The following is a 23,045-nucleotide window of genomic DNA, read 5'->3' as shown; positions in this document are numbered from 1 at the left end:
TGCGACCGAGCGGCCGGTTCACTTCAACCGCCGTCGCGCAGGCATCCACCGGCACGATCCGGTAGGCCGGCCCCCGGCGGCGCGGCTTCACATCACCTTGATCTCTGTCAGGTCCTCGCCGATCACGATCGTGCCGGAAAGATCGCGCGCCACTTCGTCCGCGAGCAGGGCCAGCACGCTCTCATCCTTGCGCGGCAGATGATGCGTCAGCACGAGCACATCGGCACCTTGTGCAATGCGCCGCGGCGCTATGCGACTGCTGCTTTGTTTGTCACGCCTCGCGTCGCAGCCGATTGTGGTTGCCGCGTGCGGCGATGTCCGCGACCAGCGAGGCGAGATTGCCGTGCTGCGAGAGCGTCAGCCCTGCGTCGGATGGCGCATCGGCGCGCCCGGGATCGGGCAGGAAGGCGCGCTGGAAGCCGAGCTTCGCCGCTTCCTTCAGCCGCGCCGGCGATTGCGCCACCGGGCGCAGAGCACCGGAGAGCGACACTTCGCCGAAATAGACGGCATCGGCGGGGAGGGGCGCGCCCGCAAGCGACGACACGAGCGCCGCTGCTGCGGCGAGATCGGCCGCTGGCTCGTTGATGCGAAGGCCGCCGGCGACATTGAGATAGACATCGTGCGTGCCGAGCCGCACACCGCAATGCGCTTCGAGCACGGCGATCACCATCGAAAGCCGGCTCTGATCCCAGCCAACCACGGAACGGCGCGGCGTGCCGAGAGAAGTCGGTGCGACCAGCGCCTGGATCTCGACCAGCACCGGGCGAGTGCCCTCGATGCCAGCGAACACTGCGGTGCCGGGCGAGCCCAGATCGCGTTCCGACAGAAACAGTTCGGACGGGTTCGTCACTTCGCGCAACCCGAGCCCGGTCATCTCGAATACGCCGATCTCGTCGGTCGGTCCGAAGCGGTTTTTCACCGCGCGCAGGATGCGGAACTGATGCGAGCCTTCGCCCTCGAACGACATCACCGCATCGACCATGTGCTCGACCACGCGCGGTCCCGCGATCTGTCCGTCCTTGGTGACGTGACCGACCAGGATGACGCAGGCGCCGGAGCGCTTGGCAAAGCGGATCAGCATCTGCGCGGAGGCGCGCACCTGCGTCACCGTGCCGGGCGCGGATTCGACGCTTGAGGTCCACATGGTCTGGATCGAGTCGATCACCACTAGGCGCGGCAACTCGCCTTGCGAGAGCGTCGCGATGATGTCCTCGACCGAGGTTTCAGAGGCTAGCTCGACCGGTGCATCGGCGAGGGCGAGCCGCTCGGCGCGCAACCGCACCTGGGCCACCGCCTCTTCGCCGGAGATATAGACGCAGCGCTGCTTGCGCCGGGCGAGGGCGGCCGCGACCTGAACCAGCAATGTCGATTTGCCGATGCCGGGATCGCCGCCGACGAGGATCACCGAGCCGCGCACGAGGCCGCCGCCGGTGACGCGGTCGAACTCGCTCAACGCCGTTGCGAGGCGCGGGGCTTCCTCGATGCTGCCCGACAGCGATTGCAGGGTGAACGCACGCCCGCGTCCGGGCGCCCTGGCGCCGCTGCCCTTGCCGACGGGGGCGTCCGCTGACTCTTCCGCGAGCGTGTTCCATTCGCCGCAGGACTCGCACTTGCCCTGCCAGCGCGAATAGGCCGCGCCGCAATTCTGGCAGACGAAGGAGAGGGTCTTGCGACTCATGACGCTATCGGGGGGCTACGCGCTCGGTAAGTCAACCGATGTCAATTTCGGGGCGCTGCGCCCCGGAGTGACGAGCGGTTACCCGCCCTTGTAGACGCGCGCGTAACGGCGTCCGAGGCTGGTCAGCACCTCGTAGCCGATGGTGCCAAGCATATCGCCGGCGGCATCGACGTCGCGGCCTTCGCCGATCACGGTGGCGAAATCGCCGCGCTTCACGGTCCCGGCCGGAAGATCGGTCACATCGATCGCGATGAGGTCCATCGAGATGCGGCCAACGATCGGGCACGGCTTCCCGTTCACGAGCAGGCTGCCGCCCGACTTCTGGTCGCTGCCGCCCTGCGAGCGGTGAAATCCGTCGGCATATCCCAGGGTGACGATTGCGATGCGCGAGGGCCGGCGCGCGGTCCAGGTCGCGTCGTAACCGACCGTCTCCCCGAATGCGATGTCGCGCAGTTTCGCGATCCGCACCTTCAGATCGACCACCGGCTTCATCGGGTTCGGTTTGCCCGGTGTCGGGTTGACGCCGTAGAGCGCAGCTCCGGGTCTCACCAGATCGAGATGTGCGGACGAGCCGAGGAATATGCCGGAGGAATTGGCGAGCGACGCCGGCACACCGCGGAACAGGGCGCGGATGTTGCGGAAGGTCAGGATCTGTTCCTGATTGCGCTGGCTCTCCGCGAATTGCGATGCCACGAAGTGGCTCATGATGAGTTTGACGCCGTGGTCCGCCCTGTTGAGGCGCGGCGCAATGGCGGCCGCTTCCTCGACCGAAACGCCGAGCCGGTTCATGCCGGTGTCGACATGCAGTGCAAAGCCGCCGTCCCAGTTGTTGGTCTTCGCGAATGCGTCCCATTCGGCAAGCTCGGCCGTCGAGCCGATGACCGGCCGCAGATTGTGGTCGGCAAAAACCTGCGCCGTGCCTTGCGGCAGTCCGTTGAGAACGTAGATCGCGCCATCGCTCGTGATCTTGCGCAGGCGCTTGCCCTCGGACAGGTCGGCGACGAAGAACGTCGTGCATCCGAATTGCGCGAGATGCGACGCAACCGGCTCAAGACCGAGCCCGTAGCCGTCTGCCTTCACCACCGCCGCACATTCGGCAGGCGTCGCAGCGCTGCGAAGCGTCTTGTAGTTCTGTTCAAGTGCCGAAAGGTCGATGGTCAGGATGCCGCCGGCCTCGTCCGCCGGTGGCCCGGCGGTGAGGGTGGGATCGGACGTATCTGACGCGGGCGCCGGTGACAGCATCTTGGCACTCTGCCGCAATGGGTGGGAGATCAGTGCAATAAGTCAGCACGAGTCCGAAAGCAAAACTAAGGCAATCAATCCCCGATGCGCTCGGGCATCCGGTCCTCCGGCGCGAGGTCGCTGAAGCGGGTGACACTGCCGTCGAACTGCAGCTGGACGGTGCCGGTCGGGCCGTGACGCTGCTTGCCGATGATCACCTCGGCCTTGCCGTGCATGGCGGCCATTTCGACCATCCACTTGGCATGCTCTTCGGTGCCCGGGCGCGGCTCCTTGCTCTGCAGATAATATTCCTCGCGATACACGAACAGCACCACGTCGGCGTCCTGCTCGATCGAGCCCGATTCACGGAGGTCGGAGAGCTGCGGGCGCTTGTCGTCGCGATTTTCGACCTGACGCGAGAGCTGCGACAGCGCGATGATCGGAACGGACAGTTCCTTGGCCAACGCCTTCAGGCCGGTGGTGATCTCGGTGATTTCCTGCACGCGGCTGTCCTGCGATCTGCGGCTGGAGCCCTGCAGCAGCTGGATATAGTCGATGACGAGAAGGTCGAGGCCGCGCTGACGCTTCAGCCGGCGCGCCCGCGCCATCAACTGTGCGATCGACAGGCCGCCGGTCTCGTCCACGAAGAACTTCATGTTCTGCAATTCGAGCGAGACATCGCGGATGAGTTCGAAGTCTTTCTCGGTGATGCCGCCGCGGCGGATCGTGCTCGATGGGATCCCGGTGCGCTCGGCGATGATACGGGTGGCGAGCTGCTCGGCCGACATTTCGAGCGAGAAGAAGCCGACAATGCCGCCGTTGACGGTGGTGATATGGCCGTCCGGCCGCACCTCACCCTGCCATGCCTTCGCGACGTTGTAGGCGATGTTGGTCGCCAGCGAGGTCTTGCCCATGCCGGGACGGCCGGCAACGATGATCAGGTCGGAGTGCTGCAACCCGCCCATCCGGGCGTCGAGATCGTTCAGGCCGGTCGAGATGCCGGACAGCTTTCCGTCGCGCTGATAGGCCTTCGCGGCCATGTCGACGGCGGTGGTCAGTGCCTGCGAGAAGGCCTGGAAGCCGCCCTCGTAGCGCCCGCTCTCCGCGATCTCGTAGAGCCGGCGTTCGGATTCCTCGATCTGCTTTGCGGGCTCGAAATCGACGGGCGCGTCATAGGCCTCGTTGACCATGTCCTCGCCGATCACGATCAGGGCGCGGCGGATGGACAGATCGTAGATCGTGCGCCCGTAATCCTGCGCGTTGATGACCGTGGTCGCCTCGGCCGCGAGGCGGGCGAGATACTGGTTGATCGTGAGACCGCCGATGTCGGTGTCGCCCGGCAGGAAGGTTTTCAGCGTGACCGGGCTTGCCACCTTGCCGGCGCGCACGAGTTGCGACGACAGCTCGTAAATCTTCTGGTGGATCGGCTCATAGAAGTGCCGCGCTTCGAGGAAGTCGGAGACGCGATAGAAGGCCTCGTTGTTGACGAGGATCGCGCCGAGCAGCGCCTGCTCCGCTTCAATGTTGTGGGGCGCGACCCGGTAGTGCGGCGTTTGATCCGCTGCGAGCTTGCGCGCGGTCTGTTCCAGCGATGCCATCGGTCCAACGAACGGTTGTTTTCAATCAGTTTCTTAGGTCGCCAAAACGCGGCACGCGAACACACAAAGCCGTAACGCTTCACCTCAACGTTGACAGAAGAGACATCGGGGTCGGCTTGCCAATCCAGTGTCAGCTTCGACGTGCGACACGCTCGTGACAAGTCGTCAGAAGTACCGCAGCGACGATTGCTGTAGCACCGAGATTTCGACACGTCAGCACCCAGATTCCGACACGTTCGTCGCAAACCCGGCTGTCCCCATTACTCACGCAGGTACCAGTCAGAGTCCGATTAGATCTTGACGGAATGCGGGCAATTCGCGCAGCGGCGGTGACTACTCCCCCGCCAATTGCAGCGGAGGCACGCGCATCCGCTCCCGCCCTCGCAATCGCTGTTCCTCGCGCTCGATATAGTTCCGCGTGATGGGCACCGCATCGACACGTTTCGCGAGCTGGATCTGGAACACCATCATGCCCTGATGGCGGAACGCCATTTCCGAAGCAGCGAGGTAGAATTCCCACATCCGCACGAACCGGTCGTCGTAGAGGCGCCGCGCCTCATCGGCGCGCGCCATGAATCGCTCGCGCCAGGCCTTCAGCGTCTCGGCATAGTGCAACCGTAATATTTCGACGTCGGACACGATCAGTCCGGCCCGTTCGATCGCGGGGAGCACCTCGGAGAGGGCAGGGATGTAGCCGCCGGGGAAAATATACTTGTCGATCCAGGGATTGGTTGCGTTCGGCCCCTCCGAACGTCCGATCGAATGCAGCACCATGATGCCGTCGTCCGACAGGAGCTTGGCGCACTGGTCGAAAAAGGTGTGGTAATGGCCGACGCCGACATGTTCAAACATGCCGACCGAGACGATGCGGTCGAAGCGCTCGTTGAGGTCGCGATAGTCCTGCAGGCGGAATTCGATGGAATTCGAAAGGCCGGCCTCGGCCGCCCGGCCCTGGGCAAGCTTGAATTGCTCCTGTGAGAGCGTGACGCCGGTGACTTTGGCGCCGCAATAATCCGCGAGATAGAGCGCCAGTCCGCCCCAGCCTGAGCCGATATCAAGGACCCGCTGGCCGTCCTCGATCAGAAGCTTCGCTGCAAGATGTCGCTTCTTGGCGAGCTGGGCATCGTCGAGCGTCTGATCCGGGTTTTCGAAATACGCACAGCTGTATTGGCGATCGGCGTCCAGGAACAACGAATAGAGGCGGGCGTCGAGATCGTAATGGTGCGCGACGTTCTGACGCGCACGGGTGCGATTGTTGAACTGATCGATCCGTCGCCGGCCGAATCGCAGCATCGCCTGAGGCCGCGCGAAGTAGGGAACCTTATAATGCGGCGTCTGCGACATCAGGAGGGCGAGCAGATCGGCTATGGTTCCGGCCTCAAGGACGAAGCCGCCATTCATGTAGGCTTCGCCCAACCGCAATTCCGGATTGAGAAAAATCCTGGCGAGGGCGCGGGCGCTCGCGAATCGCATTGCGACCGGGGTTCCGGAGCCGTCTCCGAATTCCAGAGGTTTTCCGTCACCCACCGACACTCGCAGGTTGCCGGTGCGCATGAACCGTGTCAGAGCAATCCGAAGCAACCGCTCCACCGGCCGCCTCCATCAATTTCTATGCCGTCCTTTCGATCGGCGATCCCTAAGTTCCGCGATTAGACCAAAGTCTGGCCGCTCCCGCAATGCGGTGATAACTGTTCGAGAGTCAGGTCAGTCAGTTCGAAAATGGGCCACATTCGCCGATTATGCGCGCCGTATTCCCTGGCGGGATTCAATCTGCGCGGTTTGCGGGGCACGGCCGTCGGGGCGGCCGGCGGGAGCATGGGTTTGCGAAAGAGCGGTTTGCTTATCGGCCTGGTTTCGTTGCTGGCCGTGTCACTGGCGTCTGCCGCCGTGGCGCAGCCGCGCGGCACTCCGGCCCGCGCCCAGCAAGGTCCTGCGCTGCCTCCAACGGGCCATCAGACCGAGCCCGTGGACCTGAACGAGGGCAAATCTGCTCCCGAACTGTTCCAGGCCGGATGCGCCGTCTGTCATCAAAGCGCCGGAGGGCTCGCGAAGGGGCGTTCTGCGGGTGAGCTGACCAGCTTCCTGCGTCAGCATTATACATCGAGCGTGCAGCAGGCAGGCGCGCTCGCAGGTTTCCTGACATCGGTCGGAGGACGAGGCGGTCCTGCGGTGGCGTCGCCGCCGCGAAACGCGCCCATCGATCGGCCGCCTGGCTCGATTGGTCGCCGTCCGGCGGACGAGGAGCGCAAGCCCCAGGAGGCGACCCGACCTGCAGAGCGTGAGCCTGCGAGCAAGAGAAAGCCGCCAGCCGCCACCGTACGAACCGCACCTGCTGCTCAGCCTGCGCCACCCGCACCGGCGGCAGCGGCGACTGCGGGTCCACAGGACGTGGGTCCAGCGCCTGCGGCTACGCCGGCACCTGCTTCACCTCCAGAGCCGAGTACCTCAGACAGTTCTCCCGCCGAGGAAAAGCCGGCTGCACCGGAAATCCCGCTCTGAATAGAATCATCATGCCCGGCACCTGGCCGGGCATGATTGTTTCGGGAAGGCCGCTCAGGCCTTGTCGGCCGCCTCTTCGTCGGCCTCTTCGTCGCTGTGACGCGCTTCCGGATCGAAGAAGCCTTCTGCCGCAGCGGCCTCCTGCTCTTCGTCCGCTTCATCACGACGGACGGTGACGTCCTCACCGCGCTTCACGCGCTCTGCTTCTTCGGCATTGCGCGCCACGATGATCGAGACATTGACCTCGACTTCCGGATGCAGCGAGACCTCGACCCGGTGCTGGCCGATGGTCTTGATCGGCGCATTGAGCGCCACCTGGCTGCGCGAGATCGAGAAGCCGCCTTCGGTCACAAGATCGGCGATGTCACGTGCCGACACCGAGCCATAGAGCTGGCCGGATTCGGACGCCTGGCGCAGCGCGACAAAGGACTGGCCGTTCAGCTTGTCGGCGATCTTCTGCGCCTCGCTGCGGTTCTCGAGATTCTTGGCCTCGAGTTCCTTGCGCATGCCCTCGAAGCGCTCCTTGTTGGCCTTGGTCGCGCGCAGCGCCTTGCCCTTCGGCAGCAGGAAATTGCGCGCGAAACCGTCCTTCACACGGACCGTCTCGCCCATCTGGCCGAGTTTTGCGACGCGTTCGAGCAGGATCACTTCCATATCAGTCACTCCTTCAAGGTGTTGGTTGTCATTTCAGGTAATGGCGGGAGGCGGGGCCCCGGTGGCGGTCTTGCGGAAATCGAAAATAGAGTCGGACACGCCGAAGACTGCGAGCAGCACGCAGGCAGGCCAGAAAACGAACAGGATCAGATAGACCGCGGACAGGATGAAGACGCGGTCGCCAAGCGGTCGCGTGACATCGTGCAGGACGGCAAGGCCCAACAGTGCGTAGGCGATGATGAAAGCGCCCGAGACGATGCCGCCGATCATTCCGGCAATGCCGGGCATGAACCAGATGAGCAGCGCGACCGCGAATGCCGACGACATATGCCGCGGAAAGCGCAGTGCGGCGAGGTCCGGCCATGGCCGCTTGAGGCGGCCGGACACCATCGCGATGCGACCCGCGAGATAGGCATTCATCACATAGGCCATGGTGATGATGGCCGCGGCGAGCGGGGGCACAAAGCTCATGATCAACTCGCTCGTGCGCTTGACATCCATCCTGGAGAAATCGGGACCGGACTGGCCGTATTCCCTGGCCATGCGTTCGAGCGCCAGTTTGAGAGCGTTCTGGAATTGCTGCTCGTCGATGCGCACGTTCCACATCACGATCGCAACGATCACGGAGCCGATGACGGTGCACCACATCACGAGCCGGCCGGCTGGGTACCATTCGAAGCTGCCGTCCTCGTTGCCGCGTGCGAGCAGCGCGACATAGCCGAGCCACCACGCGGGGAGGCCGGCGCCGATCAGATAGATGGGAATCCACAGCGGTTCGCCGAATGCGATGGTCAGCGCAAGGGTCGCGACGATGACGGCGACGAGTGCTGTCCAGTGCGACCACCCGACGGCCGCGATCATGATCGGCAAGGGGGCCAGCAAGACCAGCATCAACGAGAATGGCGAGCGCGAAGCCATGGTCGCCATCAGCAAGGCTGATGCCGCTCCCGCTCCCAGACCTGTCAATGCAGTCGGTACCATCACGAGCTGTCCCGCTTGTTCAGCGGTTAGAGGCAAGTCGCGCGTCAAGCCGCGCTTGCCCCAACCATCGGCGCCCGGAATATTCCGGACGCCTCGTTCTTATAGCGCGCTCCGGAATGCCGGAGCGTAGCGCAACTTACTTGATGACGTAGGGCAGCAGGCCGAGGAAACGCGCGCGCTTGATGGCCTGAGCGAGTTCACGCTGCTTCTTGGCCGACACCGCGGTGATGCGGCTCGGCACGATCTTGCCGCGCTCGGAAACGTAGCGCTGCAGCAGCTTTACGTCCTTGTAATCGATCTTGGGAGCGTTCGCGCCCGAGAACGGACAGGTCTTGCGACGACGGAAAAACGGACGGCGACCGCCGCCACCACCGGACATCGACATGATTATTCCTCCCCTGCGCTGGACGTTTCGACGCTGTCGCGCGGACCGCGGTCGTCACGATCGCGGCGCGGGCCACGATCGCGATCACCGAAGCGGCCGCCGCCGCCGAACCCGCCACCAAAGCCACCGCCGAAGCCGCGGCCTTCACGTTCGCGGTCGTCGCGCTCGGCCTTGCGCATCATTGCCGACGGTCCTTCCTCAAGCTCGTCGACGCGGATCGTCATGTAGCGCAGCACTTCTTCCGACAGCCGCTCCTGACGCTCGATCTCGGCGATCGCTGCCGCGGGCGCCTCGAGGTTCATCAGCGTGTAATGCGCCTTGCGATTCTTGTTCATCCGGTAGGCGAGGGACTTCACGCCCCAATATTCGGTCTTTGCGACCTTGCCACCGGCGCCCTCGACGATCGCCTTGAACTGGTTGGTCAGGTCATCGACCTGCTGTGAACTCGCGTCCTGACGCGCGAGAAAGACGTGCTCGTATAACGGCATAAAGCCTTCCTTCTGTTGGCGCTGTCCGGCGCAAAGCCCAAGCGAGACTTCGAAAAGGTGCAGACCTTGAGAGGTACAAGACCTTCGGAAAGGCTCGATGCTCTTTTTGGCGGGGACACGGGACGACGGACCGACTGGTCCTGCCGAAAGGCCCGAAGGCATGCCGGCCGTCCGTTCAGCCCCCGGCCGGGACGAGCGGAAGCGGGGGTTATAGGGGTTTCCGGCGGGAAGGCAAGGCGGAACAGGCCGTCGCGGCTTGACTTGAGGGGGCTCACATAGTCTTTCGGGCCGGATTTTGGACCGGGCCGGGGAGCCCGCAGGCTGAGGGGCGCTCGTGACGGCGGCATTCGTATTTCCAGGGCAGGGTAGCCAGACGGTCGGGATGGGCAAGGCGCTGGCCGACGCATTCCCGGCGGCCCAGGCGGTTTTCGACGAGGTCGACGCCGCCCTCGGCGAAAAGCTGTCCGCGATCATCTGGGAGGGGCCGGCCGAGCGGCTGACCCTGACCGAGAACGCCCAGCCCGCGCTGATGGCCGTCTCCCTCGCAGCCATGCGGGTGCTGGAGACCGAGGCCGGAATCGACCTGAAGCGCGACGCGAGGTTCGTCGCCGGCCATTCGCTGGGGGAATATTCGGCGCTCGCCGCGGCAGGCGCCTTCACCATTGGAGACGCCGCGCGGCTGTTGCGGATCCGCGGCAATGCCATGCAGAAGGCGGTTCCGGTCGGCGAAGGCGCGATGGCGGCCCTGCTCGGACTGTCATTCGATGAGGCCGCGGCGGTTGCGGCCGAGGCCGCGCAGGGCGAGGTCTGCCAGGCGGCGAACGACAATGGCGGCGGGCAGGTCGTCGTCTCGGGCAACAAGGCCGCGATCGAGCGCGCGGTCGAGATCGCGAAGGATAAGGGCGCAAAGCGCGCGATGCTGCTGCCGGTATCCGCCCCCTTCCATTGTGCGCTGATGCAGCCGGCGGCGGACGCGATGGCCGAGGCGCTTGCAAAGACGAATGTGCAAAAGCCCGTCGTCCCCGTGGTCGCGAATGTGCTGGCGCAGCCGATCGAGGACCCGAACGAAATTATAAGGCGCCTGGTCGAACAGGTGACGGGAACGGTGCGCTGGCGCGAATGCGTGGAGACGATGGCCGGCGCCGGCGTTACGCAATTCTATGAAGTCGGCGCCGGCAAGGTGCTGACCGGATTGTTGAAGCGGATTGCCGCAGGCGCAACGGGCTCGTCGATCGGTACGCCTGACGACGTTGCCGCGCTCAAGGCTGCGCGCGGCTGACACGCGAAAATCAGAGAGGTTCACAATGTTCGATCTCACCGGAAAGACTGCGCTCGTGACGGGCGCCACCGGCGGCCTCGGCGGCGCGATCGCGCGCGCACTGCACAAACAGGGCGCGACCGTTGCGATCTCCGGCACGCGCAAGGAAGCGCTTGATCAGCTTGCCGCTGACCTCAAGGAGCGTGTCCACGTTCTGCCCTGCGATCTGTCGAACAAGGATCAGGTCGAGGCGCTGGTACCGCAGGCCGAAGAGGCGATGAGCAAGCTCGACATTCTGGTCGCGAATGCCGGCATCACCCGCGACAATCTGTTCGTGCAGTTGCGTGACGAGGACTGGGACACCGTCATCAATGTCAATCTGACCGCGACATTCCGGCTGTCCCGCGCCGCCATGAAGACCATGATGCGCCGCCGCTATGGCCGCATCATCGGGATTACCTCGGTGGTGGGCGTTACCGGCAATCCGGGGCAGGGCAATTACACCGCCGCCAAGGCCGGCATGATCGGCATGATGAAGTCGATCGCCAAGGAATATGCGCGGCGCGGCGTGACTGCGAATTGCATCGCGCCCGGCTTCATCGCGACGCCGATGACCGACAAACTGAACGAAAAGCAGCGCGAAGCGATCCTGCAAATGGTGCCGTCCGGGCGGCTCGGAACGCCGGATGATATCGCGGGTGCGGTGATCTATCTTGCCTCGGACGAAGCATCCTATGTGACCGGCCAGACACTGCATGTGAACGGCGGAATGGCCATGATTTGAGTGCGGAAACGCACAGGTTTTTCGCCGTCCCGGGGTCTGCTGGCCATGGCTTTTGAAGTATGATAGCCCCGTTCTGGCCGGGCTTGGGGAAGCGTCCGGGCGCGGGCTTGACGCAACGTCTGCGACCCAATACACGCGCCGTCATCTCGGTTCTTGAACGGTCTATGGGGGGGTCCTGGGGGCCTCGCTTCAGATGATCAAGCCGCTTGAACCGGCCAATAGGTCGTGCCACGACAGCCTCGATCGCGACGCCGATTGAGCCAATTACTGGAAGCAAAGGTTCGAACAGATGAGTGACATCTCCGAGCGAGTGAAGAAGATCGTGGTGGAGCACCTCGGCGTCGAGCCCGACAAGGTCACCGAGCAGGCAAGCTTCATCGACGACCTCGGGGCCGACTCCCTCGACACGGTCGAACTCGTGATGGCGTTCGAGGAAGAGTTCGGTTGCGAGATTCCGGACGATGCGGCCGAGACGATCCTCACCGTCGGGGATGCCGTGAAGTTCCTCGAAAAGAACGCCAAGAGCTGATCACGCTCTGTCCGAGTGCCCTTCGGCGTCGTCATCGGCGCCGATAGCCGCAGCCGGAGTTTCTTGAGCCGGGGCGGGGCAGCGGACGTCGCGGGAGTCTGATCATGAGGCGCGTTGTTGTCACTGGCATGGGAATGGTGACGCCGCTCGGATGCGGCGTCGAAGCCACGTGGCAACGCATCCTTGCAGGCAAGAGCGGAGCGCGTCAGATCGAAACCTTCGAGGTCTCCGATCTGCCGTGCAAGATCGCGTGCACGCTTCCGCGTGGCGATGGCTCTGACGGTACCTTCAATCCCGATCAGTGGATGGAGCCGAAAGAGCAGCGAAAGGTCGATCCTTTCATCGTTTACGCTCTCAGCGCGGCGCGTCAGGCGCTCGACGATGCGGGCTGGAAGCCGGAAACCAACGAAGATCAGTGCGCGACCGGCGTCATGATCGGATCCGGTATTGGCGGCGTCGGCGGCATCGCCGAGGGCGCGCTGCTCGTCAAGGAACGTGGTCCGCGCAAGCTGTCGCCGTTCTTCATTCCGGGACGCATCATCAATCTCGCATCCGGTTACGTCTCCATCGAATTCGGTCTGAAGGGGCCGAACTCGTCGGTCGTGACGGCATGTTCGACCGGCTCGCATGCGATCGGCGATGCGGGGCGGATGATCGCGCTTGGCGATGCCGATGTGATGGTGGCAGGCGGCGCCGAATCGCCGGTCGACCGGCTCTCGCTTGCGGGCTTTGCTGCGTGCCGCGCGCTGTCGACTTCGTACAATGACACTCCGACCCGCGCCTCGCGTCCATACGACAAGGACCGCGACGGCTTCGTCATGGGCGAGGGTGCTGGCGTGGTGGTGCTCGAAGAATACGAGCATGCCAGGAAGCGCGGCGCGAAGATCTACGCCGAACTGATCGGCTACGGAATGTCGGGCGACGCTTTCCATATCACCGCGCCGACGCCCGATGGCGATGGCGCATTCCGCTGCATGACGGCTGCGATCAAGCGTGCCGGGATCTCGCCGGGCGATATCGACTACATCAACGCGCACGGCACTTCGACCATGGCTGACACCATCGAGCTCGCTGCCGTCGAGCGGGTGGTCGGTAACGCCGCGGCCAAGGTCTCGATGTCATCGACCAAATCGTCGATCGGACATCTGCTCGGCGCCGCCGGTGCGGTCGAGGCGATCTTCTCGATCCTGGCGATTCGCGATCAGATCGCCCCGCCCACGATCAATCTCGACAATCCGGCGGTGGAAACGCCGATCGATCTCGTCCCGCATCAGCCGCGCAAGCGCGAGATCAAGGTCGCCCTGTCGAACTCATTCGGCTTTGGCGGCACGAATGCAACGCTGGTGATGCGCGCTCCCGACTGAGTCGAGGATCGCGACAGCGGACCGTCCCCCCGAAATCCGCCCGGAGGCCGGGCACATGCCACAGCAGCGCCATACCGCGGGTGTAGCGAATCGTCGATAAGACTTGGGAAAGCCTTCCCTGTCTGGACACCTGACGCGGCTGCCGCATACTGATGGCCGCCTTCGGCCTGGACGGGCCGCCACATTCCGGACCTCGACCCGCGATGGATGAGAACAGCTTGCCTCCGCGTTCACCGCGCGCCGCGCTCGAGCCGGAACCGCTCGCCACGCCGAAGTCGCGGCGCTCGCGACGGGCGCGGCATCCGATCGTCATCGTCGGCAATGCCATCTTTACCATCGTGCTTTTGCTTGCCGTCGTGCTCGGGGCACTGGCCTATTGGGGCAATCAACGGTTCGAGGAAGCCGGACCGCTGAAGGACGAAAAGATCGTCAACATTCCGCGCGGCCTCGGCGTGCGCGATATCGCCGAGCTGCTCACGCGCGAGGGCGTGATCCGCGAACCCTGGATTTTCGTGGCCGGAGCCGCCGCGATGAAGATACGCGGCGCGGACCTGAAGTTCGGCGAGTATGAATTCGCGAAGGGTGCGAGCCCGCGCGCCGTTGCGGAGACCATGGTCGAAGGCAAGGTCGTGCAGCACCAGTTCACGGTCGCTGAAGGACTGACGTCGGAGCAGATCGTCGCGCGGCTCCTCGAGAACGACAAGCTGACCGGCAATATCCGCGAGATCCCGCGCGAAGGATCGCTGCTGCCTGATGGATATCGCTTCACGCGAGGCACCACGCGCGACGACATGATCAAGCGCATGCAGGCCGCTCAGGCGCGTCTGCTGAAGGAAGCATGGGAGAGGCGCTCGCCCGACGTCCCGGTCAAGACTCCCGAACAGCTCATTACTCTGGCTTCGATCATCGAAAAGGAAACCGGGAAGTCCGATGAGCGCACCCGGGTTGCTGCGGTTTTTGTGAACCGTCTCAAGAGCAAGATGAAGCTGCAATCGGACCCGACCATCATTTACGGACTCGTCGGCGGCAAGGGTTCACTCGGTCGTGGAATCCTCAAGAGCGAAATCTCGCAGCCGACGCCTTACAACACCTACGTGATCGAAGGCTTGCCGCCCGGTCCGATCGCCAATCCGGGGCGTGCCTCGATCGAGGCCGCTGCCAATCCCGCCCGGACGAAGGAACTGTTCTTCGTGGCGGATGGGACCGGCGGACACGCTTTCTCTGAAACATATGACCAGCACCAGAAGCATGTCGCGAAGCTGCGCGGCATCGAACGCGATGCTCGCGATGCGGCCGCCGACGCCGCTGCGAATGCCCAGCAGGCTCCGGCAGCTCCCGCCGCGGCAGGACAGGCTCCTGCCCAAGGCGCGCGTCCGCAGCCTGCATCGCGTCCCGCCGGAGCTGCGCAGCCAGCCCGTACCGCACCCGCAACACCGTCGGCGCAGCCCGGTGCCCAGCCGGCGCAACGCAACACTGCGCCGCGGCAGGGTACGACGCAGCCGCAGCCGGGCGCGGCTCAACGCAGCCAGACCGCGCCGGTTCCGAACGCTGCGCGGACGCAATAGCGCGCCTGCGCGCGGCCCTGTAAGGTTTCGCCTCCGATTCCTCTTCGCACACGAGTGCCGATGACGCTGTCGAGTATGACCGGATTCGCCCGCAGCCATGGCGCGAGCGGTAGCTACGCCTGGTCCTGGGAAATCAAGTCGGTCAACGCCAAAGGTCTTGAGCTGCGGTTGCGGCTGCCGAGCGGTTTCGACGCTGTCGAAGTCCCGGTCCGCACACGCGGCGCCGAGATGCTGTCGCGCGGCAATGTCTACGCGACGCTGACCGTGAATCGGGAAGGCATCGCGCCGGTCGTGCGCATCAACGAGCCGGTGCTCAACGCGATCATCGATGCGGCCGGAAAGCTGTCCAAGACGGTCGATGCCGAGAAGCCCCGCATTGACGGCCTGCTCGGCCTCAAGGGTGTGATCGACGTGACAGATGCGGAGGAATCCGAAGAGGAGAAGGCCGCTGTTGAGGACGCGGTCATCAAGGGTTTCGTGCAGGCGCTCAAGGGGCTGACCGAGATGCGCCGGCATGAAGGCGAGGCGATCGGCCGTGTCTTGTCGGCGCGGCTTGACGAGATGGCGGCCCTGGCGGCGCGCGCAGATGCAGCGCCCGGCCGTCAGCCGGAAGCGGTGAAGAAGAAGCTTGCCGAGCAGGTGGCCGTGTTGCTCGAGGCATCGAACCGCTTCGATCCGGATCGCTTGCATCAGGAGGCGGTCCTCCTCGCCGGCAAGGCGGATATCCGCGAGGAACTCGACCGGCTTGCCGCGCATATCGCGCAGGCGCGGAAATTGATGAACGGCGGTGGCGCGATTGGCCGCAGGCTCGATTTCCTGTCGCAGGAGCTTAATCGCGAGACCAATACGCTCTGTGCGAAGTCCAATGACGTCGAACTGACCAATATCGGGCTCGAACTGAAAAGCGTGGTCGAGCAGTTTCGCGAACAGGTACAGAATCTCGAATGAGCGTGAATATCGATATCGCCCGGCGCGGCATCATGCTCATCGTGTCCTCGCCATCGGGCGCGGGCAAGACGACGCTGACGCGCAATCTTCTCGACAAGGAAGAGAATGTCAGCCTGTCGATTTCGGTCACGACTCGTGCGCGGCGAAGCAGCGAGATCGACGGCATCCACTACAAGTTCATCAGCCGGCGGCAATTCGAGTTGATGCGTGATGGTGGTGAACTGCTCGAATGGGCGGAGGTGCACGGCAATTTCTACGGTACGCCGCGCGAGCCTGTCGAAGCGGCGCTGTCGGAAGGCCGCGACGTGCTGTTCGATATCGATTGGCAGGGTACGTTGCAGCTTTACGAGTCGATGCGGAACGACGTTGTCAGCGTGTTCGTCCTGCCGCCGACTGCAGAGGAACTGAAGCTTCGGCTCGAGCGCCGCGCTGAGGATACGCCGGAGATCATCGCGCGCCGGTTGAAGAACGCCGCCGAAGAGATCCCGCATTGGCAGGAATACGATTATGTCCTGGTCAATCGCGATCTGGAAAAGAGCTTCATGCGCCTGCGCGGTATTTTGACCGCGGAGCGGCTGAAGCGGGTGCACAAGGACGACATCCAGTCATTCGTCGACACTTTGTTGACTGACTTGAAGACCCTGACGCCCTGACGCGTTATGCCCGCGCGCTGTAGGCGCGGGCCAGCCGCACAAATCCTGCGACCGGGACGTCCTCGGCGCGATCGGTCGGCCGGATGCCGGCCATGTCCAGCAAGGGCAGCGGATCGGCCGCGAGCGATTTCAGGCTCTGACGCAGCATCTTGCGCCGCTGACCGAACGCGGCCTCGGCGACGCGCTTGAGTGCCGCGAGATCGCATGGCTCGGGCTCGGCGCGCGGGACCAGTTCTACAACGGAGGACGTCACCTTGGGCGGCGGGACGAACGCCGAGGGCGAGATATCGAACAGGATTTTCGGCTGCGTGCGCCATTGCGCGAGCACCGAGAGGCGGCCATAGGCCTTGGTGTTGGGCTGCGCAACGATGCGTTCTGCGACCTCGCGCTGGAACATCAGGACCAGCCGGTCATAGAACGGCGGCCAGACCTCGAGCTCGAGCCATCCCGTCAAGAGAACGGTCGCGATGTTGTAGGGCAGGTTTGCGATGATACGGACCGGGCCGTCGCCAAGATAAGGCGACGGATCGAATTCCAGAGCATCGGCCTCGACCGCAATGAGGCGGCCTGGATAGCGTGCGGCAATGTCCTGCAGCGCGCCGATTGCCCTGTGGTCGCGCTCCACTGCAATAACGCGCGCGGCGTCATGCGCGAGCAGCGCGCGCGTGAGGCCACCCGGTCCGGGGCCGATCTCGATCACCGTGACGCCGGTTAGCGGACCGGCGCCGCGGGCGATGCGGCCGGTGAGATTCAGGTCGAGCAGAAAATTCTGGCCAAGCGACTTCTTGGCGATGAGATCGTGTTTGCGGATGACCTCCCGCAACGGCGGCAGATCGTCGGCTCCCATCATGCGGCAGTGCGCGATGCGGTTTCGCGCTCGGCCAATCGAGCCGCCAGTTTGAGCGAAGCGATCAGGCTTTCCGGATTTGCCCGTCCTGTTCCCGCGATGTCGAACGCGGTGCCATGATCGGGCGATGTGCGCACGAAGGGCAGTCCGAGCGTGACGTTGACCGCCTCGTCGAAGGCGAGCGTCTTGATCGCGACCAGCGCCTGATCGTGATACATGCACAAGGCGGTGTCGTATGTCCGGCGCGCTGCCGCATGAAACAACGTGTCCGCCGGCAGCGGGCCACGGGCAGCGATACCGAGCGCCGCGAGCCGCTCCGCCGCCGGTTTCACGACCTGGATATCCTCGTCGCCGAGAAGGCCGTCCTCGCCCGCGTGTGGATTAAGTCCGGCAATCGCCAGGCGCGGCGCGGCGATGCCAAAACGATGCTTAAGGTCGTGAGCGACGATGCGGCCTGTCTCGACGATCAGATCGGCGGTCAGCAACTCGGGTACCGTGCGCAGCGGCACGTGGATGGTGACCGGGACCACAGCGAGATCCGGGCACCACAGCATCATGACCGGCGTTGCCGTCACGTCCATCATCTCATCGGCGAGGCGGGCCAGATATTCGGTGTGACCGGGATCGCTGAAGCCGGCGCGATAGAGCACCGCTTTCGCGATCGGATTGGTCACGATAGCCGCAGCTTTTCCATCGACGACGTCGCGCACCGCGCGCCGGATCGATGCGATCGAGACGGCCGCGCTCGTATCGTCCGGCTGGCCGGGCGCAGCGCTCGCTCGCTCGGCGAGCGCGACAACGGGGAGGGCGGTGTCGAAGCGGCTCGCGGCTTGTTCCGGAGCAACCGACTCGAGCGGAACCTCAATGCCGATATGTCGGGCGCGTGCGGCAACGTGGTCCGGATCCGCAATAAGATAGAACGCGGGCAAGGCGCGTTCGCGCCGCGCCGTCCAGGCGGCGAGCGCGATATCGCAGCCGATACCGGCCGGCTCGCCAATGGTCAGCGCGAGCGGACGCATCTCATTATTGCTTGTATTCAATCATGGCCTGCGCCCGCAATTCCTTCAGATAGCGGTCAGCCTGCGTCTGGAAGCGGCGCTGGAAGATCTCGTCGCGCACCTTTCGCTTTGTGGGCGAGTCCGAATTGGTTTCCTTCTTGTCGCAAAGCGCGAAGACCTCGACGCCACCCTCAGTGACTTCAGGCGGCGTCACCTTGCCGACCTCGACCTTGGCCAGGATTTCACGCAGCGCCGGACTGAGATCGGCGGAGTTTCGACGGATCGGGGCCCGCACCACCACCTCGCGCAACGCGCGGGCAAAGGGAAGGCCGGTGCTGCAGGACTGGAAGCGGGTTCGCAGCGCGTCGGCTTCGCGTTTGCGCGCCTCGATCACACCCGCGGCGGAGCCTCGAGGTACCACGAAGGTGATCGGGTGCAGCGTATACTCGACGCCGGCCTCCTTCTGGTCCGTGCTCTTCATCTCGGCTTCGAAAATGTCCCGCTCGGACGGGGTTAGCTGCTGACCGAATTTGCCGCGCACCATCTGGTTCCAGGTCAGGTCGGCCTTGAGGCGAGCCTTAAGCGTATTCGGGTTGACGCCGCGGCTTTCCAGCATCTTGCTGAATTGATCCGCGCTGGCGCCGGCATTGCGGGCGAGGTTGGCAAAGGCGTTGTCGATTTCGGTTTGCGTCATCTCGAAATTGAAACGCTTGGCCGCGAGGATCTTGATCTTGTCGTCGATCAGTTCGTCGATCACTTCCTGCCGTGACTTTGGCTTGCCACCGAGAGCGATCAGCTTGCCACGCTGCTCGATGTCATAGGCCGTGATCGGCTGACCGGTGACGTAAAGCACGATCTGCGCCTGCGCCGGTAGCACGAACAGGCAGGAGAGGAGGGCCGCCGAAGCCACACCCAGAATCCAACGAGAGTTCGCGCGTATCCGTCGATCTTCCATTATCTAGTCATCCAACCAGCAATATTGCGCTGCCGCGCGCTGGGCTCAAAGCCCACCGATGCCGGGTGCTCCGGTCGAACCGGAGGTCGTCCCAAGCGTCCGCAGGCTCAACTGCATCATCAGACGATGATCCTTCGTCGGATTGCCGCTGTAGGTATAGCTCGTGATGTAATTCAGGGCCAAGATAAGGCAATCGTCGATATAACCCACGCCGAACCGGGTCTGATCGAAGGTTTCCGCATCGATATCGTAGCGGGCCGCTGCGATCACCGCCCAGTTCTGATTAACCTTGTAGGACACACCCCCGAGGATTCCTTCACGACGCGTCAGGAAGCCGAGTTCCGGCTGCTTGTCGTAATTGCCGTACAGCGCCTGGAGCGAGAGCCGATCGAGGTTGGCGCGGCCTTCGAGCTCGAACCGGCGCATGTCGAAATTCTGTTCGCCGAAGCGATAGCGCGTCGTGAACGTGAACATGCGGTCCGGCTGATACTGCAACCGCGCGACGTAGTCCGAGCGTGGCGTGTCGAGGCCGCTATTCAGTCCGGTGTTGGTCGCGTCGCCTGCTGCGAACGAGTTGACACCGAACAGTTGGTACGACTGACCGAACAGGACGTTTACATAGCCGCCCTGATTGAACTGGGTGGTTGCCTGGACACCATAGTTGACGCGGCCGCCACCTTCGACACGATCCCAGCCGGAGAATTTGTCGACCCGGAACAGGTTGCCGTCGTCGAACACGAAGCTCTGGGCGTCTTCGTTCGGGAGCCTGCCGATCTGCGTCTCATTCGGACGCGCGATGATTTGTGCGATCGGCTCGACTGTCGTGGAGCCCCAAGGCTGCACGTTGATGAACGGATAGCGATATTCGAGGCCTGCGACCGGCATGCCGCGGAACAGAGCCGTATTGCTGGTCTCGATGAAGTTGGAAACGCCCGGCTGATTTGAGAGGTTCACCGATGCAACGTCCGCGCGAAGCGAGAAGAACGGGGTGAATACCTGTCCGAGCGGATCAGTGATGGAGCGCTTCCAGTTCGCTTCGGCAGAGAAGCGCGAGTAGCTGCCCGGCGCGCCGCGCAGCAGACAGTTATTAGTGTTCTTCACAGCAGGGTCAGCCGTGTTGAAGCCGCAATAACCGAGATTTGCCGCGTTCGGGTTGATCGGATCGAACGACGCGGATTCGCGAGACAGGCTCGTCAAGTTTACGCGGAAGCTGAGTTCGCCGCCCAACACCGGTTTGTCGACCGTGTAGTTGTAGTCGATGACCGGATGGACGACCGGGAGCTGCTGCTGGTCGTCGAATTCGGAAAAGCCGTAATAGTGGATGGTGCGTGCGTCGAAGTACGACCGGGTGCCGCGGCCGACCAGGTAGAGTTGGGAGATGCCCTCCATCTGGTTGTTCAGGAACGGACTGCGCGCGCTGGCTGTAAAGGTCTGGACCCGATAGTCCTGGTAGAAAGTCTTGTCTGAGATCAGCAGGGCATCCCAGCCCCAGACCCACCGTTTGTTGAGTCCGAACTGACCGTTGGATTCAATGGCGCCACGCCAGTCGCGGTAACCGGGCGTCGGATCGCCGTTCGTATGGATGAATTCTTCCTTGTCGAATTGTCGGATCCCCGCGGCGCGAATGGCATAGGCGCCATTCATCAGCCGGTGCCGGAACTCCGCCTGCATGAACGGACCTTGCTTGGTGGAGACGCTCGGCGTCAGCGTCAGGTCGTAATTCGGAGCCAGCGCCCAGAAATACGGAGCCTGCATCACGACCCCAAGCTTCGAGCTGCTTGAGAAGACCGGCATCAGCCAGCCGCTCTTGCGCTTCACGGTGGGGTCGGGGGTCGAGAAATAGGGGAAGTGCGCGATCGGCATTCCGAACAGCTCGAAAGAGCCCTGCTCGAAATAGATCATCTTCTCCTGTTCGTCGTGAATAATGCGCGCGCCCTTGACTTGCCAGAGGGGAGGCTTGCGCGGATCGGACTTGCACGCCTCGCAGGCGGTGTAGACGCCGCTCTGCAATACGGTGTAGCGCGCATCGCTCCGGTCAGCCCGTGCTGCGGCAAATCGGGTCTGGTCAGGCGTTTCCACCCGCAATGAATCGACGAAGCCGTCGCGGTAGTCGTCGTTCAGTTCGAGGATCTCGCCATAGGTGACGTTGCCGCCGGGCTCCGTCAGCCGGACATTGCCCTCAGCCCGCAGACGCTTGGTCTTCTGGTTGTAGGTGACCTTGTCCGCCTCGACCGTCGAGCCGTCGTAATAGATCTGCACGTTGCCGATCGCGTTCACGCGCTCGTTGACGTGGTCGTACTGGACCTCCTCGGCCTGGACGAGCATCTGCTTGTCGCCCTTGCCGCTTGGGCGGGCGACAGCCGGCTTTTCCTGCTTGGGCCGCGTTTCGAACCGGAAAAAGTCCGTCTGTGCGGACGCAGGCGTAACCGTCGCGACCCCGACCAGGGTCACGGCAGAACATACCAAGGCCGCGACAACCAGGGCGCGGCCAAACGATCCGGGACGGGATGGAATACGCAACGCCATCACCCGTCTTCCTGATAAAGCAACACTAGGAACCCCGTCAGACCCCCGACCAGAACCGGAGCCCAGGCCGCCGTTGCCGGCGACAGCAGCTCAGTCTTACTCATGTCGTCGGTGATTTTGGAGAGAACGTAAAGCAAAAACCCGGACAAAACGCCGCCCAAGACCATTTTTTGTACGCCGCCCATACGGGCGAAACGAAGGCTGAATGCGGCGGCAAGAAGCACCATCGATGCGAGCAGGAACGGACGAGAGATCAACTTCTGGTACTGGAGCCGGTAGGCGGCCGCGGTGAGGCCGGCATTCTCTGCGAGTCGGATATACTCCGGCAACTCCCAGATCGTCAGGGTCTCGGGAGTGGCGAAGTTCTCCCGAACTTGCTCGCGCGACACGTTGGTCTTCAACGCGTAGGTCTCATGGAAGGAAGGGGGAGCATCGCTCGGGTAGACGCGCGCGTCGCTGAGTTCCCAGTGCCCGTCCTGCAGAACCGCGCTACGCGCCTCGATCCTGTCCTGATACCGCCCGTCGTGGTCGAAGGTGAAGATCGTCACGCCCTCAAGTCGCAGGCCTTGCTCGCGGCTGGTGACGGCGTTGATGATGGACTGTCCGTCGGGGCTGCGCTGACGCACCCAGAAACCGGACTCCTGCAGGCCGAACTCGCGCGCGCCAAAGATCTCGACCTCATAGCGCTTCGAGATTTCCTGAAGCTTCGCGGCGACCGGGTTGTAGACCAACGTCGCAAACACACCCAGCAACAACGCCACGACAACGGCCGGTGCGGTAAATTCCCAGGCCGAAACGCCAGCGGCGCGGGCGACGACGAGTTCATTGCGGCGGGAGAGGGCGAGATAGGACGACATCGCCCCGACGAGGACGCAGAACGGCATGATCCGTTCGACGATGATCGGCACGCGGAAGAATGACAATTTGAACACCGCGAGCGCGGTCGCATTCTCGTTATTCGCCGTGCGCCGCATCAGTTCGACCGAATCGAGGAGCGCGACGAGAAAAACCACGCCGCCAAAGACGGCGAGTGCGGTCACGAGGAACCGCATTCCGAAGTATCGTCCAAGGGTCATCGACACGCGCAACGCTCACGTCTCCGTCAGGTTGCCGG

21 protein-coding genes are annotated in these 23,045 nt (G+C 63.7%); 7 read left to right on the top strand and 14 right to left on the bottom strand.

The window, feature by feature from the left end; genetic code table 11:
• Positions 1-87: 87 nt before the first annotated feature.
• The 9 genes from VNZ93_RS06785 to rpsF all read right to left on the bottom strand — a co-directional run bounded on the left by VNZ93_RS06785 (position 88) and on the right by rpsF (position 9,504).
• A complete protein-coding gene (locus VNZ93_RS06785; RefSeq protein WP_325701925.1) occupies positions 88-213 on the bottom strand; it encodes a hypothetical protein in 126 nt (41 codons plus the stop codon).
• A 58-nt stretch (positions 214-271) separates the two neighbouring features.
• A complete protein-coding gene (gene radA, locus VNZ93_RS06780) occupies positions 272-1,678 on the bottom strand; it encodes a DNA repair protein RadA (RefSeq protein ID WP_325701922.1) in 1,407 nt (468 codons plus the stop codon).
• 78 nt (positions 1,679-1,756) lie between these two features.
• A complete protein-coding gene (gene alr / locus VNZ93_RS06775) occupies positions 1,757-2,920 on the bottom strand; it encodes an alanine racemase (RefSeq protein WP_325701919.1) in 1,164 nt (387 codons plus the stop codon).
• Between the two features lie 74 nt (positions 2,921-2,994).
• Positions 2,995-4,497 carry a replicative DNA helicase gene (locus tag VNZ93_RS06770; RefSeq protein ID WP_325701916.1) on the bottom strand — a complete coding sequence of 501 codons (1,503 nt, stop codon included), beginning with the start codon at positions 4,495-4,497 and terminating at the stop codon, positions 2,995-2,997.
• A gap of 333 nt (positions 4,498-4,830) precedes the next feature.
• The gene (locus VNZ93_RS06765) at positions 4,831-6,087 is read right to left on the bottom strand and encodes a cyclopropane-fatty-acyl-phospholipid synthase family protein (RefSeq protein ID WP_325701912.1); all 1,257 of its coding nucleotides are present in this window, start codon (positions 6,085-6,087) and stop codon (positions 4,831-4,833) included.
• Positions 6,088-7,050: 963 nt separating this feature from the next.
• Positions 7,051-7,650: a 50S ribosomal protein L9 gene (gene rplI, locus VNZ93_RS06760; protein WP_325701909.1), complete on the bottom strand. Its 600-nt coding sequence runs from the start codon at positions 7,648-7,650 to the stop codon at positions 7,051-7,053.
• A gap of 33 nt (positions 7,651-7,683) precedes the next feature.
• A complete protein-coding gene (locus tag VNZ93_RS06755; RefSeq protein WP_325701935.1) occupies positions 7,684-8,577 on the bottom strand; it encodes a DUF2232 domain-containing protein in 894 nt (297 codons plus the stop codon).
• A gap of 190 nt (positions 8,578-8,767) precedes the next feature.
• Complete coding sequence (gene rpsR / locus VNZ93_RS06750) at positions 8,768-9,016, bottom strand: 30S ribosomal protein S18 (protein ID WP_414709999.1); 249 nt, start codon at positions 9,014-9,016, stop codon at positions 8,768-8,770.
• Positions 9,017-9,018: 2 nt separating this feature from the next.
• Positions 9,019-9,504 (bottom strand): 30S ribosomal protein S6, encoded by a 486-nt coding sequence (rpsF, locus tag VNZ93_RS06745; RefSeq protein ID WP_325701906.1) that lies wholly within the window; start codon positions 9,502-9,504, stop codon positions 9,019-9,021.
• Between the two features lie 334 nt (positions 9,505-9,838).
• On the opposite strand from rpsF, the gene fabD reads away from it, so the two are divergent.
• From fabD to gmk, 7 genes are all read left to right on the top strand, one after another.
• Positions 9,839-10,783 (top strand): ACP S-malonyltransferase, encoded by a 945-nt coding sequence (fabD, locus tag VNZ93_RS06740; RefSeq protein WP_325701903.1) that lies wholly within the window; start codon positions 9,839-9,841, stop codon positions 10,781-10,783.
• A gap of 25 nt (positions 10,784-10,808) precedes the next feature.
• Positions 10,809-11,546 carry a 3-oxoacyl-[acyl-carrier-protein] reductase gene (gene fabG / locus VNZ93_RS06735; RefSeq protein ID WP_325701900.1) on the top strand — a complete coding sequence of 246 codons (738 nt, stop codon included), beginning with the start codon at positions 10,809-10,811 and terminating at the stop codon, positions 11,544-11,546.
• Between the two features lie 289 nt (positions 11,547-11,835).
• The gene (locus tag VNZ93_RS06730; protein WP_086090566.1) at positions 11,836-12,075 is read left to right on the top strand and encodes an acyl carrier protein; all 240 of its coding nucleotides are present in this window, start codon (positions 11,836-11,838) and stop codon (positions 12,073-12,075) included.
• Between the two features lie 104 nt (positions 12,076-12,179).
• A complete protein-coding gene (fabF, locus tag VNZ93_RS06725; RefSeq protein ID WP_325701898.1) occupies positions 12,180-13,439 on the top strand; it encodes a beta-ketoacyl-ACP synthase II in 1,260 nt (419 codons plus the stop codon).
• A gap of 203 nt (positions 13,440-13,642) precedes the next feature.
• The gene (mltG, locus tag VNZ93_RS06720; protein ID WP_325701895.1) at positions 13,643-15,004 is read left to right on the top strand and encodes an endolytic transglycosylase MltG; all 1,362 of its coding nucleotides are present in this window, start codon (positions 13,643-13,645) and stop codon (positions 15,002-15,004) included.
• Positions 15,005-15,064: 60 nt separating this feature from the next.
• The gene (locus tag VNZ93_RS06715) at positions 15,065-15,952 is read left to right on the top strand and encodes a YicC/YloC family endoribonuclease (protein ID WP_325701892.1); all 888 of its coding nucleotides are present in this window, start codon (positions 15,065-15,067) and stop codon (positions 15,950-15,952) included.
• Complete coding sequence (gene gmk, locus VNZ93_RS06710) at positions 15,949-16,605, top strand: guanylate kinase (protein WP_325701889.1); 657 nt, start codon at positions 15,949-15,951, stop codon at positions 16,603-16,605. The genes VNZ93_RS06715 and gmk overlap by 4 nt, the downstream gene beginning before the upstream one ends.
• 4 nt (positions 16,606-16,609) lie before the next feature.
• On the opposite strand, the gene rsmA is transcribed toward gmk, so the two are convergent.
• The 5 genes from rsmA to lptG form a co-directional block, all read right to left on the bottom strand.
• A complete protein-coding gene (rsmA, locus tag VNZ93_RS06705) occupies positions 16,610-17,455 on the bottom strand; it encodes a 16S rRNA (adenine(1518)-N(6)/adenine(1519)-N(6))-dimethyltransferase RsmA (RefSeq protein WP_325701886.1) in 846 nt (281 codons plus the stop codon).
• Positions 17,452-18,471 carry a 4-hydroxythreonine-4-phosphate dehydrogenase PdxA gene (pdxA, locus tag VNZ93_RS06700; RefSeq protein ID WP_325701883.1) on the bottom strand — a complete coding sequence of 340 codons (1,020 nt, stop codon included), beginning with the start codon at positions 18,469-18,471 and terminating at the stop codon, positions 17,452-17,454. The genes rsmA and pdxA overlap by 4 nt, the downstream gene beginning before the upstream one ends.
• 4 nt (positions 18,472-18,475) lie before the next feature.
• On the bottom strand, positions 18,476-19,360 hold the full coding sequence (locus VNZ93_RS06695; RefSeq protein ID WP_325701880.1) for a peptidylprolyl isomerase: 885 nt from the start codon (positions 19,358-19,360) through the stop codon (positions 18,476-18,478).
• Between the two features lie 90 nt (positions 19,361-19,450).
• The gene (locus VNZ93_RS06690; protein WP_325701877.1) at positions 19,451-21,931 is read right to left on the bottom strand and encodes an LPS-assembly protein LptD; all 2,481 of its coding nucleotides are present in this window, start codon (positions 21,929-21,931) and stop codon (positions 19,451-19,453) included.
• Positions 21,931-22,983 carry an LPS export ABC transporter permease LptG gene (gene lptG / locus VNZ93_RS06685; RefSeq protein WP_414709997.1) on the bottom strand — a complete coding sequence of 351 codons (1,053 nt, stop codon included), beginning with the start codon at positions 22,981-22,983 and terminating at the stop codon, positions 21,931-21,933. Before lptG ends, VNZ93_RS06690 begins: the two co-directional genes overlap by 1 nt.
• Positions 22,984-23,045 lie beyond the last annotated feature (62 nt).

Origin of the sequence: Pseudorhodoplanes sp., from assembly GCF_035565795.1 — a bacterium.
Lineage (GTDB): Bacteria > Pseudomonadota > Alphaproteobacteria > Rhizobiales > Xanthobacteraceae > Pseudorhodoplanes.
Note: the sequence above shows the minus strand (reverse complement) of the source record. Positions and strands in the feature narration are given on the sequence as shown.

Excerpts from the sequence above, each read along its gene's own strand:
- rpsF (WP_325701906.1), bottom strand. The coding sequence starts at position 9,504 with ATGCCGTTATACGAGCACGTCTTTCTCGCGCGTCAGGACGCGAGTTCA.
- VNZ93_RS06770 (WP_325701916.1), bottom strand. The coding sequence starts at position 4,497 with ATGGCATCGCTGGAACAGACCGCGCGCAAGCTCGCAGCGGATCAAACG.
- mltG (WP_325701895.1), top strand. The coding sequence starts at position 13,643 with ATGGATGAGAACAGCTTGCCTCCGCGTTCACCGCGCGCCGCGCTCGAG.
- VNZ93_RS06755 (WP_325701935.1), bottom strand. The coding sequence starts at position 8,577 with ATGGCGACCATGGCTTCGCGCTCGCCATTCTCGTTGATGCTGGTCTTG.
- VNZ93_RS06715 (WP_325701892.1), top strand. The coding sequence starts at position 15,065 with ATGACGCTGTCGAGTATGACCGGATTCGCCCGCAGCCATGGCGCGAGC.
- VNZ93_RS06690 (WP_325701877.1), bottom strand. The coding sequence starts at position 21,931 with ATGGCGTTGCGTATTCCATCCCGTCCCGGATCGTTTGGCCGCGCCCTG.
- radA (WP_325701922.1), bottom strand. The coding sequence starts at position 1,678 with ATGAGTCGCAAGACCCTCTCCTTCGTCTGCCAGAATTGCGGCGCGGCC.
- rplI (WP_325701909.1), bottom strand. The coding sequence starts at position 7,650 with ATGGAAGTGATCCTGCTCGAACGCGTCGCAAAACTCGGCCAGATGGGC.
- lptG (WP_414709997.1), bottom strand. The coding sequence starts at position 22,983 with ATGCGGTTCCTCGTGACCGCACTCGCCGTCTTTGGCGGCGTGGTTTTT.
- VNZ93_RS06730 (WP_086090566.1), top strand. The coding sequence starts at position 11,836 with ATGAGTGACATCTCCGAGCGAGTGAAGAAGATCGTGGTGGAGCACCTC.
- gmk (WP_325701889.1), top strand. The coding sequence starts at position 15,949 with ATGAGCGTGAATATCGATATCGCCCGGCGCGGCATCATGCTCATCGTG.
- rpsR (WP_414709999.1), bottom strand. The coding sequence starts at position 9,016 with ATGTCGATGTCCGGTGGTGGCGGCGGTCGCCGTCCGTTTTTCCGTCGT.
- pdxA (WP_325701883.1), bottom strand. The coding sequence starts at position 18,471 with ATGCGTCCGCTCGCGCTGACCATTGGCGAGCCGGCCGGTATCGGCTGC.
- rsmA (WP_325701886.1), bottom strand. The coding sequence starts at position 17,455 with ATGATGGGAGCCGACGATCTGCCGCCGTTGCGGGAGGTCATCCGCAAA.
- fabG (WP_325701900.1), top strand. The coding sequence starts at position 10,809 with ATGTTCGATCTCACCGGAAAGACTGCGCTCGTGACGGGCGCCACCGGC.
- alr (WP_325701919.1), bottom strand. The coding sequence starts at position 2,920 with ATGCTGTCACCGGCGCCCGCGTCAGATACGTCCGATCCCACCCTCACC.
- fabF (WP_325701898.1), top strand. The coding sequence starts at position 12,180 with ATGAGGCGCGTTGTTGTCACTGGCATGGGAATGGTGACGCCGCTCGGA.